This is a genomic window from Betaproteobacteria bacterium (genome assembly GCA_016720855.1).
GTDB lineage: Bacteria > Pseudomonadota > Gammaproteobacteria > Burkholderiales > Usitatibacteraceae > FEB-7.
Genome location: JADKJU010000002.1, coordinates 704,730 through 718,286, shown reverse-complemented (window position 1 = coordinate 718,286; position 13,557 = coordinate 704,730). Strand labels below are relative to the sequence as shown.

12 protein-coding genes and 2 pseudogenes are annotated in these 13,557 nt (G+C 67.4%); 5 read left to right on the top strand and 9 right to left on the bottom strand.

All coding sequences use genetic code 11. The features are described from left to right. The first annotated feature begins 4 nt into the window (after nucleotides 1–4). Nucleotides 5–1,513: a mechanosensitive ion channel gene (locus tag IPP91_10530; protein MBL0142506.1), complete on the top strand. Its 1,509-nt coding sequence runs from the start codon at nucleotides 5–7 to the stop codon at nucleotides 1,511–1,513. Nucleotides 1,514–1,580: 67 nt separating this feature from the next. Here IPP91_10530 and IPP91_10525 read toward each other — a convergent pair. Beyond that, nucleotides 1,581–2,747 (bottom strand): annotated as a pseudogene (locus IPP91_10525) (IS4 family transposase). Between the two features lie 164 nt (nucleotides 2,748–2,911). Then, nucleotides 2,912–3,307: an ATP-binding protein gene (locus IPP91_10520; GenBank protein ID MBL0142505.1), complete on the bottom strand. Its 396-nt coding sequence runs from the start codon at nucleotides 3,305–3,307 to the stop codon at nucleotides 2,912–2,914. A gap of 92 nt (nucleotides 3,308–3,399) precedes the next feature. On the opposite strand from IPP91_10520, the gene IPP91_10515 reads away from it, so the two are divergent. Together IPP91_10515 and IPP91_10510 are read left to right on the top strand one after the other, a co-directional pair. Next, a complete protein-coding gene (locus IPP91_10515) occupies nucleotides 3,400–3,858 on the top strand; it encodes a FecR domain-containing protein (GenBank protein ID MBL0142504.1) in 459 nt (152 codons plus the stop codon). Nucleotides 3,859–3,872: 14 nt separating this feature from the next. Further along, complete coding sequence (locus tag IPP91_10510; GenBank protein MBL0142503.1) at nucleotides 3,873–4,475, top strand: OmpA family protein; 603 nt, start codon at nucleotides 3,873–3,875, stop codon at nucleotides 4,473–4,475. Here IPP91_10510 and IPP91_10505 read toward each other — a convergent pair. The 3 genes from IPP91_10505 to IPP91_10495 form a co-directional block, all read right to left on the bottom strand. Next, nucleotides 4,462–6,444: a SpoIIE family protein phosphatase gene (locus IPP91_10505; protein ID MBL0142502.1), complete on the bottom strand. Its 1,983-nt coding sequence runs from the start codon at nucleotides 6,442–6,444 to the stop codon at nucleotides 4,462–4,464. The two genes, IPP91_10510 and IPP91_10505, sit on opposite strands and share 14 nt — an antisense overlap. An 80-nt stretch (nucleotides 6,445–6,524) precedes the next feature. After that, nucleotides 6,525–7,481: an MBL fold metallo-hydrolase gene (locus tag IPP91_10500; protein ID MBL0142501.1), complete on the bottom strand. Its 957-nt coding sequence runs from the start codon at nucleotides 7,479–7,481 to the stop codon at nucleotides 6,525–6,527. A gap of 24 nt (nucleotides 7,482–7,505) precedes the next feature. Further along, on the bottom strand, nucleotides 7,506–7,880 hold the full coding sequence (locus IPP91_10495; protein ID MBL0142500.1) for an STAS domain-containing protein: 375 nt from the start codon (nucleotides 7,878–7,880) through the stop codon (nucleotides 7,506–7,508). Nucleotides 7,881–8,017: 137 nt separating this feature from the next. Here IPP91_10495 and IPP91_10490 point away from each other — a divergent pair, with 137 nt between their 5' ends. Then, the gene (locus tag IPP91_10490; GenBank protein ID MBL0142499.1) at nucleotides 8,018–8,356 is read left to right on the top strand and encodes an MliC family protein; all 339 of its coding nucleotides are present in this window, start codon (nucleotides 8,018–8,020) and stop codon (nucleotides 8,354–8,356) included. 34 nt (nucleotides 8,357–8,390) lie between these two features. Here IPP91_10490 and IPP91_10485 read toward each other — a convergent pair whose 3' ends face one another. Genes IPP91_10485 through IPP91_10470 form a run of 4 tightly spaced genes read right to left on the bottom strand, consistent with a single transcriptional unit; the run spans nucleotide 8,391 to nucleotide 12,883 of the window. Next, the gene (locus tag IPP91_10485; GenBank protein ID MBL0142498.1) at nucleotides 8,391–10,016 is read right to left on the bottom strand and encodes an NAD(P)-binding protein; all 1,626 of its coding nucleotides are present in this window, start codon (nucleotides 10,014–10,016) and stop codon (nucleotides 8,391–8,393) included. Then, nucleotides 10,013–11,011, bottom strand: coding sequence for a pyruvate ferredoxin oxidoreductase (locus IPP91_10480; GenBank protein ID MBL0142497.1), 999 nt, complete (start codon nucleotides 11,009–11,011; stop codon nucleotides 10,013–10,015). The genes IPP91_10485 and IPP91_10480 overlap by 4 nt, the downstream gene beginning before the upstream one ends. A 44-nt stretch (nucleotides 11,012–11,055) precedes the next feature. Further along, a complete protein-coding gene (gene porA / locus IPP91_10475) occupies nucleotides 11,056–12,309 on the bottom strand; it encodes a pyruvate ferredoxin oxidoreductase (GenBank protein MBL0142496.1) in 1,254 nt (417 codons plus the stop codon). Beyond that, the gene (locus tag IPP91_10470) at nucleotides 12,293–12,883 is read right to left on the bottom strand and encodes a 2-oxoacid:acceptor oxidoreductase family protein (protein ID MBL0142495.1); all 591 of its coding nucleotides are present in this window, start codon (nucleotides 12,881–12,883) and stop codon (nucleotides 12,293–12,295) included. The genes porA and IPP91_10470 overlap by 17 nt, the downstream gene beginning before the upstream one ends. A 395-nt stretch (nucleotides 12,884–13,278) precedes the next feature. Between IPP91_10470 and IPP91_10465 the strand changes: the two are divergent. Beyond that, nucleotides 13,279–13,485 (top strand): annotated as a pseudogene (locus IPP91_10465) (hypothetical protein). Nucleotides 13,486–13,557: the final 72 nt, after the last annotated feature.

The window sequence follows — 13,557 nt, the reverse complement described above, 5'->3', positions numbered from 1 at the left end:
CGGCGTGAACGCCGCCAGCATCTTTCGCACGGAAATCGCCACCGCCATGGCGGTGGCGCTCCTGCTGGGACTCGTCCTCCTCGCGCTGCGGCCGAAGGACCGGGCGAGCACCCGCAATGCCCTCGTGCTGCTCGGCTTCTGTGCGCTGGTGGTGTTCGCCGACGCGCTGATGCACTCCGTGGGCGGGGGAAAGATGGCCGGCATCCTCGCGGATGCCGCCACGATCCTCGTCGGGTACGTGCTGATCCGCATGGCGGGCATCCTCATCTTCCGCGTCCTCATGCCCGCCCTGCGGTGGACGCCGGCGACGATCGTGGAGGACCTCGTCACCGCCGGCATCACGGTTGCGTGGGGGCTGGTGTGGCTGCGCCTCTCGGGCGTGGATCTGGGCAGCCTCGTCGCGACTTCCGCGGTGATCACGGGCGTGGTGGCCTTCTCGATGCAGGAGACCCTCGGCAACCTCCTCGGCGGCCTCGCCCTGCAGATCGACCAGTCGCTGCGCGTGGGCGACTGGATGAAGGTGGAGGAAACGACCGGCAGGGTGACCGAGATCCGCTGGCGTTACACGGCGGTAGAGACGCGCAACCTCGAGACGGTGGTGATCCCCAATGGCTGGCTGGTGAAGAACCGCTTCACGGTGATCGGTTCGCGGGCGGATCCCAAGCCCTACTGGCGCCGGTGGCTCTGGTTCGAGCTGGATCTCGCGCACCCGCCGCCGCGCGTATGCGAGGTGCTCGTGAGGGCGGTGACCAACGCGGAAATTCCGAACGTGGCGAGCGATCCCGTGCCCACGGCGGTGCTCATGCGGGTCGAGCACGGGATCGGGCGCTTCGCGCTCCGGTACTTCCTGACCGACATGCGGCCCGACGACGTGACCGACTCCATCGTGCGGGCGCACGCGCTGGCCGCGCTCACGCGGCACGCCATGCCCATCGTCGCCCCGCGCGAGGAACGCCTGATCGTGAAGGACAACGAGGCGCACCGCCAGGCGCAGCACGAGAAGGAGATGGCGCGCCGCCAGGCCGCCCTCTCGAAGGTGGACCTGTTCGCCACGCTTTCGGACGAGGAGCGAAGCGAGCTCGCCGAGCACCTGGTCGACGCGCCGTTCGTGAAAGGCGACACCATCACCCGGCAGGGGGCCGTGGCGCACTGGCTCTATCTCGTCGTGAGCGGCGAGGCCGACGTGTGGCACGAAGTGGGCGGGGAGCGCACCCATGTGGCCACGCTCACCTCGGGCAACCTCTTCGGCGAAATGGGCATGATGACCGGCGAGCCGCGCCGCGCCACCATCACCGCGCGCAGCGACGTCGGGTGCTACCGGCTCGACAAGACCGGTTTCGAGAAGGTGCTGCGCTCGCGGCCCGACATCGCCGGCGAGATCTCGAGGGTCCTCGCCGCGCGCCAGACCGAGCTCACCGACCGGATCGGGTCAGTCGGGGTGGACACCAAGCGCGTGGCGCCCCACGAGGACATTCTCGCGCGCATCCGCGGCTTCTTCGGGCTGGACGACTGAGTGGCGGAGGTGAAAAAGGGGGCAGACCCCTTTTCCTGAAAATGGGGTCTGTCCCACTACTGTCCGGTTAAAAACCGAGAAGAGTCAGTTGGTTGGGGTTGAGGGGGTTGGTCAAGAGTCGCGCATCGTCGACAAGGGCTTGTTGCAGCGGCATTTTTTCGAATACGGTGACCGAGAGAATCTGTAGCAGCGTGTAGAGCGAGGCTTCGAGATGCAACTCCTTTTTCACGATGGCCACCAGCACGTAGACGGATACGGCCGTCCAGATTTGTGTCTTGACGGCGTTCTCCGTGGTGCCATAGAAGCGCTTGATCCGCAGATGCTGCTTGATCCACTTGAAGAACAGCTCGACCTGCCAACGGCTCTTGTAGAGCGCGGCGATCGTCAATGCCGGCAGGGTCGTATTGTTGGTCAGGAACACCAGGTCTTGCCCGATTCGGGCACCTTGAAGCGGATGCGACGCAACTGCTCGGGGTAGTCGTTTCTCGCATAGAAGCCGTTGAGGGCGATGGTTTGGTCGCAGATCACGCCGGTGCTGCGGTCGCTGGGGGCGGAGTACAGGCGCCTGGCATCCATGTTCGATCGGGCGCGGGTGACGAAGAACGCCGCCGCCTGGTGCAGGACGTAGAGTCGAGCGTAGTCGGTGTAGCCGCGATCCATGACGTAGAAGGCGCCGGACTCGGGCACCAGAAGATCGAGCACATTGACGTCGTGCAGCTTGCCGTCGCTGACGTGGATGAAGCTCGGGATGTTGCCGCGCAGATCGAGCAGGGTGTGCATCTTCACCGCGGCTTTGGTCGAGCAGAAGTGCGCCCCAGGAAACACCGACAGGCACAGGTCGATGGTGGTCGAATCCAGCGCGTATACCGTGTTGGCCAGATCCACGGCAAGGCTGTCCGAGGCGTACAAGTGGCGCCCGGCGAATCAGCACTTGCGCGAAATCGGCCCAGATTCGCCAGTCGCGCGACTCGTTGGCATCGGCCAGCGTGGAGCGCGCTACCGCTTCGCGCAAACCCATGTGATAGAGCTTGCCGGCTTGCGCCGACAGGCACGCTTCGATGTCGCGAAGGCTCTCCCGCCACGTCAGCTGTGCAAACGCCAAGACGCGGAACTGCTCGGCGCAATTGAGTGTGCGCACGCGTTGGTCGCCACCGTAGCGAGTCACGATGCGCCGGAAACTCGTCCAGGGCACGAAGTCCATGATCTGCGCGAACAGCGTCTTGCCGACGTGCAGAGCGTCCCCGGGCTTGTGATACCCGAGAACATCGCCGAAACCGGCAATCACATTCAAGTCGGCACCAAGCTGAATCATCCGTAACGTCTCGTCAGATAAGACATTTTTGTCTCACCCCGTCACGTTAACCGGACAGTAGTGGGTCTGTCCCCTTTTTCAATCCGTCAGCTCGCGAGCGAAAGGCGGATGCGGTTGCGCCCGAACAGGTAGGCGTAATCCGTTTGCGTCGTGAGCCCGTTCGCGAGGAGTATCCCCAGGCCGCCTTCGCGCCTCGAGCCGGCCAGCGCCTCCAGCATCTCGCGCGTGGCCGCCGCGAACGGGTTGAAGGGCGGGGCGCTGTCCTCGTAGGTCATGCGGATCGCACCGTCCTCGGAGGCGAGCGTGATCCAGACAGGGGCGTCCGAACCCCCGCGATGGCCGTGCTTGACCGTGTTGAGGAAGAGCTCCTCCACCACCAGGTTCAGCTTCAGGCACGGCTGGCGCGCCACCCCTGCGCCCGCGCAGAAGCGCTCGAGGAACTCGCGGGCTCCCTTGAGGGCATCCAGGCGGGACGGAAACATCCCTATTCGCGTTGTGATCGCGTTCACAGTTTCACCGTTTCGGGCATTATAGAATGGTTCCATTCTCCACCCGCACCCTCAAGGAGGCGACCATGCGGACGTCCTGGATCTTCGTTTCGACCCTGGCATTTGCAACCACGGCACTGGCGGCCGACATCGGCCAGGTCAAGGTCGCCAAGGGCGCCGTGCAGGTCGAGCGCGAGGGCAAGCGCATGGACGCCACGGTCGGCATGCCGATTCGCTCCTCGGACGTGCTCGTCACGGGCGCCAACGGCTCTGCCGGCGTGACCTTTTCCGACAACAGCCTCGTCTCGGTGGGTCCCAACAGCGTCTTCGCCATCGACAAGTACAGCTTCGACACCACCACCTATGCGGGCGAGTTCGAGGGGTCGCTGCGCAAGGGCAAGCTGGCCGCCGTGTCGGGCAAGATGGTCAAGCAGTCCCCTGAATCGATGAAGATCCGTACCCCCTCCTCGGTCATGGCCGTGCGCGGCACGGAATTCGTGGTCCAGGTGGACGAACCGCCCGCCGCGCCCGTCGCCGCGCGCTGAGCCCCGAAGGATTCATGCGCCTCGCGGCCGTTCTTCTCCTGCTCGCCGCTGCGGGATGCGCGAGTGCTCCGCCGAGGCCGGTTGCCCCCGAACTCTTCGCCGTGATCCCCGGCCCCTCGGGCCACGTCGGCTCGATCGTGGTGCGCACGGGCGCGACGGAGCAGGTGCTGGACCGGGCCTATTCCGCGAGCCGCGTCGGGTCGAACGGTCTCGCCGAAACTGCCACGCTCTCCGCAGAGGAAGTCAATCGCACCTTCGGCGCGACGATCGAGGCGCTGCCGGGCCGCCCGGCGACCTTCGTGCTTTATTTCCTCGAAGGCAAGGACGAACTCACGCCCGCCTCGCGCGTGGAGCTGGAAAAGGTCTTCGCCGAGTTGAAGCGCCGCCCGGCGCCCGACATCGTCGTCATCGGCCACACCGACACCGTGGGCAACCTCGCGTTCAACGACAAGCTCTCGCTCGCCCGGGCCGAGCGCTTGCGTGAAATGATGGTCGCCCTCGGCATCGCATCCGAGCGCATCCAGGCCGCCGGGCGCGGCAAGCGCGAGCTCCTGGTGGTCACGGATGAAAACGTCTCCGAGCCGCGCAACCGCCGCGTGGAGATCAGCGTCCGTTGAGGGAGCCTTCGGGTCCGACCCAGCGGATCGCGAAGAGCGTCAGATCGTCTGCGGGTTCCGCCGCTCCCGAGAATCGCCGCACGTCGTCGCGCACCCGCCTCACGATCGCCAGCGCGTCCGTCTCGTCGCCCAGCCACGCCAGCGACGTGCGCAGCCGCTCCGAGCCGAAGAACTCCTTCGCGGGGTTCATGGCCTCCGTGGCCCCGTCCGAGAGAGCGAGCAACCATTCGCCCGGCATGAGCGTTCGCCGCGTCGTGGGATAGCTGTAGGTGTCGAGCACGCATAGCGGCGGCCCTCCCGAGGCATCGAGCCGCTCGGGCAGGCCGCGAGGCTGGTGCGACCACGCCGGCTCGTGCCCGGCATTGGCGTACTCGAGCTGGCCCGTTTCCAGGTCCAGCACGCCCGCGAGAGTGGTCACGAAGAGTGACTCCGGATTCTCGCGATGGATCTCGTCCTGCGCCCGAACGAGGATGCCGCCCACGGAACCCTGCACCGTGAGCGCCGAGCTCTTCAGGATCGACTTCACGGACGCCATGAAGAGCGAAGCGGGCAGCCCCTTGCCCGAGACGTCGGCGACGAGGAAGAACAGCCGCCGGTCATCGAGCATGAAACAGTCGTAGAAGTCGCCGCCCACCGTGCGCGCGGGCTCCAGGAGCGCCGCGACGTCGACGCGACGATCGGCGGCGAAGACTTCCCTCGGGTCGGGCAGCAATCCCATCTGGATGCGCTTGGCGGCGTCGAGCTCGCCTGCCATTCGCGCCGCCTGTTCGCGAAGCTGCTGGCGCTGGCGCTGGGCCTCCGCGAGCGAGCCGGCCTGGATGGCGCCGAAGACCAGGATCGCGCCGAATGCGGGCCCCACCGGATCGAACAGGAGGCCCGCGTAGCGGAACGCGACGATTCCGGCCGCGAAGAGCACTGCGATGCCGAGCCCCACGAAGGCGGTTGCCCTGAGGGAACTCGATCGCGGCACGAGGATGAAGATGCCCAGGCCGAACGCCACGAGAAGCGCGGCCTCGACGCGGGGCGCGAGCCCGATGCGGCTGAGGAACCGGCCCTCGAGGATCGTCTCCGCGAGCTGCGCGTGGTTCTCCACGCCGAAGACCGTTTCGCCCAGCGGCGTGGCGACGAGGTCCTGCAGGCCCAGCCCGGTGAACCCCACGATGACGAGTTGGCCCCCGAGTTGCGAGATATCGAACTTCCCGGAAAGGACATCCGAGGCGGGAATGAACCGGCCGGGATCGGAGTGCCCATAGTGCAGGAACGCGCTCCCGTCTACCTGCACCGGCACCGCATAGTCCCCGAAGCGCATCTCGATCCGCCCGCCCCACAGCGGCGCGATGGTGAGCGGCCGGTCCAGCGCGACGCGGATCATCTCGACCACCATCGCGGGCACCGTGGACGCGTCGAAGCGCGCGACGAGCTGCAGGCGGCGCGCCACGCCCCCCTCGAAGTCCACGCTGATAAGCCCGTGGCTGGCCGCGCCTTCGTCGATCTCGGGGATGTTGCGCAGGTGGCCCGCGTAGCGGCGGATCGACTCTCCCGCACCATCGAGGTAGCGCACGGCCGGGCCCTGCGGCGCGCCGGCGTAGCGTGGGTCCGGATCGCCCAGCCCCGCCACGCCGAGCACGGACGGGGCCTTGCGAAGCGCGTCGCCGAGCGCCTTGTCGGTGGAGGGCATGCGCTGCAGCCATTCGGCAATCTCGGGCGACGTCTGCCCGATGCTGCGCGCGATCACCGCCGGCGAATGGCGATCCGGTTCCGGGAAGAAGATGTCCATCCCGATGGCGAGCGGCTTCGCATCGGCGATCCGGGAGACGAGTTCCGCCACGCGGCTGCGCGGCCAGGGCCACTGGCCATACGCGGCGAGCGCGCGATCGTCGATCACCACGACGTGCACCAGGTCGGCCCGGCGCTCGCGCGGCATCGCGCGCTGGTAGGCGTCGAAGACAAGGCCCCGCATCCGCTCCACCGGAGGCGGGGACGTCGCGAGCAGGAAGGAGAACGCCGCAAGAAGGGCGAGCGCCGCGACGCGAAACGCCCCCGAAGCGTTCAGGGGTCGATCTCCAGTCCGTCGTAGGCGGCGGAGACCTTCAGCGGCTCGCCGGAACGCGTGAGCTCCTCGAAGCGGCGCGCCTCCCTGAGCAGGCCCTCGAGCGTCGCATCGTCATTGGCCGGTTCGTGGTGGAAGAGGACGAGGTGGCGCGCGCGCGCCATCTGGCAAAGCTCCACGCCCACGATGTTGCTCGAATGCCCCCAGTCGGCCTTCACGCTGATCGCGTCCGCCAGCGCGTACATCGCATCGAAGATCACTACGTCCGCATCCCGGAAGAAGGCCGCGAACCCCTCGGCCTCGGCGCGGTTCTCGAGCTTGTGCTCCGAGTCCGTCGAGTAGATGACGGTCTTGCCGTTCTTCTCGAACCGGTAGCCGTAGGAATCCCCCGAGTGCAGCTGCAGGTGCGGCGTCACGGTGAGGCCCGAAACGTCGGTGGGCTGGTCGGGCACGAGCTTCACGAACTCTATCGAGGCGGAGAGCTGGGAGAAATCCACGGGGAAGCACGGTGCGGCCTGCTGCAGGCGGAATGCCTGCTCGCAAACGTCGTGGCAGCTGTGGATGCGGATCTTCGTGCCGGGCACGTAGGCCGGGCCGAAGAAGGGAAAGCCCATGATGTGGTCCCAGTGCACGTGCGACATGAACACGTTCACGGTGGCCGGGCGCCGCGCCTGTTTCGCGAGCACGTGCACGCCGAAGGGACGCGCGCCGCTGCCCATGTCGCAGACGAAGTACTCGTCTGCGCCCAGGTCCAGCTCCACGCACGGGGTGTGCCCGCCGAAGGTGTGCGTCAGCGAGAAATCCAGCTCGGTCGAGGCGTAGGCGTGCGCCTCCTCGAAGGTGGCAAAGGTGCGCCCGGAGGCCTCCACGAGGGCTCGCGCGAGCTTGTCGCGGATGTCGAACGAGGTGAGGGCCACCGGGATCGAGCCGCGGGTACCCCAGAATCGGATGCGCATCGACATGTTGTCCCTGACCCGGGGTCAGGCCTGGTCGAAGGCCGCCGCGGCCTCGTTGGAAGCGGCCGCGAGCGCCTCGCGGACCGTGGGAAAGACCTGGAAGACCATGTTGAAGTGGCTGATCTCGAAGATCTCGGCCACCATCGGCTGAAGGGCGGCGACGAAGATCCGGCCGTGTTGCGCTTTCGCCTGGCGCGAGGCCAGCATGAAGCAGCGCAACCCTGCGCTCGAGACGTACTCCAGGCTGGAGAGGTCGAGGATGACCGCGCCTCCGTCATGGGCAGATCGCTCGACTTGCACCATGAGGTCGGCACGGAAGGCCTCGCAGTTGTCCTGGTCGAGCCTGCCGGCCACCCCCAGGACGAGCGCGTTCGCGTATGTGCGTGCCGGGAGAGCCATTTTTCTGGTTTTGGGGCGGGACGGACACCCATTGTCGGGGAGGCACGGGGGAACGGCAAGCAGCCGGTTGCGGGGGGCGCCGGGCCCGGCAACCGGTCCCGGGATATGATCCGGCATTCCTTCCCGGATCCCACGTCATGCGCGCATCGGCTTTCGTTTCCGCCTTCCTGCTCTGCGGCTGCGTTTACGGCCCTGAAATGGCGGTCCTTCCCGAGAACATCGCCTACCGGTGCGCCGAAGGCCGCGAGATGCTGGTCCGGCGCACCCCCGACGGAATGCAGGCGGTGGTGACCGTGGATGGCGCGGCGGTGAACCTGCGCAAGGCCGAGAGCGCCGCGCAGGAGAAGTACGTGGACGGCGCCTGGACGCTTTACCTCGAGGGCGAGACGGCGATGCTGGAGTCGCAGGGCACCGTGGTTCGCGCCTACTGCCGCTCCACCGCGCCCCTGCCCGTCACCCCGCGCATGCACTACTGACCCTCGCCGGACAGACGCGCGGGCCGGCGAAGCGCTAGATCTCCTCGGGCACCATGCGGATCGCCCCGCAAGGGCATTCCGCCGCGCAGATGCCGCACCCCTTGCAGTAGTCGTAGTTGAAGCGGAAGCGGTTGCCCGGCCCCAGCTTCACCACCGCGTTGTCGGGGCACACGCCGTAGCAGTTGTCGCACTCGAAGCAGTTGCCGCAGGAAAGGCAGCGGCGCGCCTCGAACAGCGCGTTCGACTCGTCCAGCGCCATCACGACCTCGTCGAACGAGGTCACGCGCTTCTGCATGTCGAGCATCGGGCGAACCGACTTCGACGCATCCGAGTAGTACCAGGTGTTGAGGTTCGCGAACATCGCGACCTCATGCTTCGGAGCAGGTTGGTAGACGCCGTCATTGAGCCACGCGTCGATGTGGCGCGCCGCCTTCTTGCCGTGGCCGATCGCCACCGTGACCGTGCGCTCGGCGGGGACCATGTCGCCGCCGGCGAAGATGCCGGGGTGCGCTGTCATCATGTTGGGGCCCACCTTCACCACGCCATCGGCGATCTCCATGCCCGGCACGCGGTCGAGGAGCGAAAGGTCCACGTCCTGGCCGAGTGCCAGCACCACGGAATCCGCCTCGAGCTTCTCGAACACGCCGGTCGGCTGCGGCACGCCCTTCGCGTCGAGCTCCATCTTCTCGACGGTGATCGCGCCCTCGCCCGCCTCCTTGATGGTCGACAGCCACTTGATGAGGACGCCCTCCTCGAGCGCGTCCTGCACCTCGAAGTCGTGCGCCGGCATCTTCTCGCGCGTGCGGCGGTAGACGATCATCGCCTCCTCCGCGCCCAGGCGCTTGGCGGTGCGGGCCACGTCGATGGCCGTGTTGCCGCCGCCGTAGACGACCACGCGCCGGCCCAGCAGGGGCTTGGTCTCCCCTTCCATGCCGCGCAGCACCTGCACGGCGTCCATGATCTGGGCCGCCTCTCCCGCGGGGATGTAGGCGCGCTTGGCGATGTGCGCGCCCACGGCGAGGAAAACCGCGTCGAAGCCGCCGGCCTTCTTCGCCTCGAGGACATCGTCGACCTTCGTGTTGACCTTGAGCTCCACCCCGAGATCGAGGATCCGCTTCACCTCGCCGTCCAGCACGTCGCGCGGCAGTCGGTACTTGGGGATGCCGAAGCGCATCATGCCGCCCGCCATGGGGCCCGCCTCGTGGATCGTGACCTTGTGGCCGAGCCGGGTGAGGTGGTACGCCGCCGAGAGCCCCGAGGGACCGGCCCCGACCACGAGCACCTTCCTGCCGGTGGATGCCGCCGGCGGGTCGAATTTCCAGCCGCGCTTGAGCGCCTCGTCGCCGAGGAAATGCTCCACGGAATTGATGCCCACGGAGGAGTCGAGATTCGCGCGGTTGCAGGAGCCCTCGCACGGGTGGTAGCACACGCGGCCCATGACCGCGGGCATGGGATTGTCCTGCACGAGGGAGCGCCAGGCGGCCTCGTAGTCGCCGGATTCGGCGTGAAATAGCCACGCCTGGATGTTCTCGCCCGCAGGGCAGGCCTGGTTGCAGGGCGGCAGGCGATCGAGGTACTCCGGGCGACTGGTGCGCCACGATCCGGTGTGGTTGGCGAGGCTGGAGCCCGGGTCCAGCGTGATGGCGAAGGGTTTTCTCATGATCCCTGCTCCAGCAGGCCGTACTTGCGGATGTTGCGGTCCGCCTTTTCCTGGATGCGGCGGATCACGTCCTCGCGCGGCTGGGGCGAGAAGAGGTGCGCGTAGCGCTTCTGCGGCTTGAGGTACTCCTCGACCGGCACCTGGTGGCGGATCTTCGAAACCCCGGTCACCTCGCCGCTTTCCGCCTCGAAGACGGGGAAGATGCCGCTCTCGTGCGCGAGGCGCGCCATGCGGATGGTGAGCGCGGAGTCGTGCCCCCAGCCCAGCGGGCACGGCACCAGGATGTGCAGGTAGCGGGCGCCACGGAATTCCATCGCCCGGCGGACCTTCGCCTCCAGGTCGCGCAGTTCCGACACGATCGCGGTGGCCACGTACGGGATGCCGTGCGCCATGGCGATGAGCGGCAGGTCCTTGCCCTGCCCGAAGACGTTGCCCGGCGTGAGGCCCACTGCGGCCGTCGTGGCGGTGCGCGCGGCCGGCGGCGTGGCCGACGAACGCTGCACGCCGGTGTTCATGTAGCCGCCGTTGTCGTAGCAGATGTAGAGCACGTCGTCGTTGCGCTCGAACATCCCGGAGAGGCATCCGAAGCCGATGTCGGTGGTGCCGCCGTCGCCGCCCTGCGCGACCACGCGCGTCTGCGCGCGCCCCTTCACGCGCAGCGCCGCCGCGATGCCGGTGGCAACCGCCGCGGTGTTTCCGAAAAGCGAGTGGACCCACGGAATCTGCCACGAGGTCTCCGGGTAAGGCGTCGAGAACACCTCGAGGCACCCCGTCGCGTTGGCCGCGATGAGCTGGCCGTCGGTGGCCTCCATGGCCGCGTCGATGGCGTAGCGCGCTCCCAGTGCCTCGCCGCAGCCCTGGCAGGCGCGGTGGCCGGAATTGAGCGAGTTGGTGCGCCGCACGGTCGACTGCACCGAGCGCTCGGCATCGGGAAGCAGGCGGTTGCCCACCGTGAAGGTTCCCGTCTGGTAGAACTTGACCGGTTGAAAGCTCATGTCTTTTCCAATCTGGCGGCTCGTTCCCCGGCCACGGCCGGTTCCTAGCGAAGCTGCGCGGTGACGAGGCCCACGTCCCGAAGCAGCGCCTCGGCAATGGGACCGGTGCGGCGATGCCCGCGCTCGCGCGCGAGCGCACGATCGACGGCGGCCTGGTTGAGATCGAGGAAGGTAAGCGAGGCGAGGCTGCCCTGCTCGGCCTGCACGATCACGCGCGCCAGGGACTCGCGCGTGATCGGCCGGCCGCCCAGTCCCGCGATGACGGTGTGCACCTCGTCCATCGAGCCGGGGCAGGACGTGCGCACGTTGGCCGAGACGATGCCGCCGAGGCCCACGCCGAAAGCCTTTTCCACCACGACCACCCGTTTCGCCCTGGCGAGCGCCTCGCCGATGGCCGCCGTCGGCCACGGGCGGAAGCACGTGATGCCCAGCACGCCGATCCGGTGACCCTTCTCGCGCAGTCCGTCGACGGTGTCCTTGATCGTCCCCAGCACCGAGCCCAGGGCGACCACCACGGTTTCGGCGTCCTCCATGCGATACCCGTGCATGAGGCCGCCGGAGTCGCGGCCGAACGCCTTGCGGAACTCGGCCGCCCAGCTCGGGATCAGCTCGAGGGCCTGCATCTGCTTCACGTGCGCCAGGTAGCGCACCTCCATGAACGCCTCCGGGCCCACCATGGCACCCATCGACACGGGCTCCTGCGGGTCCAGCACCTGCCTGGGCTCGAAGGGCGGCAGGAACGCATCCACCTGCGCCTGCGTGGGCATGTCCACTCGCTCGTAGGCGTGGGTGAGGATGAAGCCGTCCATGCAGACCATGACCGGGACGGACAGCTCCTCGGCGAGGCGAAAGGCCTGGATGTGCAGGTCGAGCGCCTCCTGGTTCGTCTCCGCGAAGAGCTGGATCCAGCCGCAGTCGCGCTGGCTCATGGAATCGGTGTGGTCGTTCCAGATGTTGATGGGCGCGCCGATGGCGCGGTTGGCCACCGTCATCACGATGGGCAGTCCCATTCCCGCGGCGTTGAAGACGGCCTCGGCCATGAACAGCAGTCCCTGGCTTGCCGTCGCGGTGTAGGCCCGCGCCCCTGCTGCCGAAGCGCCGATGGCCACGCTCATGGCGGCGAATTCGCTTTCGACGTTGATGAACTCGCACGGGGAGAGCTCGCCCTTCTTCACCATCTCGCCCAGTCCCTCGACGATGTGCGTCTGCGGGGAGATCGGATAGGCGCAGATCACCTCGGGGCGGCACAGCGCGATCGCCTCGGCGACCGCCTTGGAACCTTCAACCTGCTTCAGCATGGCTCGTCGCTCCTGCCCCGTGGCGCACGTGCTTGAACGCATCGGCCGCCGCGAGGATGTTGGCCGCGGCGATCTTGGCGGGGAATTTCTCGCGGATCGCCTTGTCGACGGATTCGAGTGATATGAGCCCCGTGGCGGCCGCGAAGGCGCCCAGCAGCGCCGCATTGGGCAAAGGCCGGCCGACCCGCTTCATCGCGATCTCCGTGGCCGGCACGGCATGCAGCTTCTCGGGCGGGAAGTCCTTCACGAAATCCCCGAGGCCCAGCGCATCGAAGGTGCGCGAGGTGTTGATGATGACGTAGCCGTCGCGCACGAGGCCCCCGAAAACGTCCACCTGGTTGAGCAGCGTGGGGTCCTGGATGATTATCGCGTCGGGCTCCATGATCGGCTCGCGCAGGCGGATCTCGCGGTCGTCCAGACGGCAATAGGCCACCACCGGGGCGCCCGTTCGCTCCGAGCCGAAGCTGGGAAAAGCCTGGGCATGGCGGCCTTCGAGGAATGCCGCGACGGACAGCATCTCCGCAGCGGTCACCACCCCTTGGCCGCCGCGTCCGTGTATGCGGATCTGGAACAAGCGGGCCTCCTCCTGATGAAGCTCAAATCGTAGCGGCTTCCGGCGGGAGCCTTTTGCGATTGGTTAAACGGCGCCCACTTCAGGCGCCACGATGAGCCAAGGCGGGCGGCGACCATTGACCTGAGTCAACCCGCACGTAGGTACAACCACGAAAGTGCCCGCGGTGGACCCGCGTCAACGCACGTTCGCCGCCGGGGCACCTCATCGGCAATGCATATAACAACCGTGCGCCCGGCATGGTCTTTCGAGCGTGCGCTGGCTTGACCCCGCCCGGACGACGGGGCCAATATTGACCCCTGCATTACGGTCGTCACTCGCGCGATTCCATCGAGCAGCCGATTTGGTGAAGCTCGACGATTCCGGGCTGCGCGCATACCCGTTCGAGGAGTCATCGCATGACGCAGCGCCTCACGGATCTCACCCTTTCACTGCTGGCCAGCGTGGCCGCCTTCCTGCTGTCGTGGCCATTCTGGCGCGACTTCGAATACTGGCCCGAATCGCACGCGGCATGGTGGATCTATTTCGTGTCCGGCTTCGTGCTGGCTGTCTACGTGTTCTACGTCTTCATCGGCAGCCTTCGCATCCTGTTTCTGCATGACACGTCGGAAGTTGCCGCACCGGCAGCGGCCGATCCGCGCGTGCTCGCCGACAAGGGAAAGCGCTCGTGAGCTGCG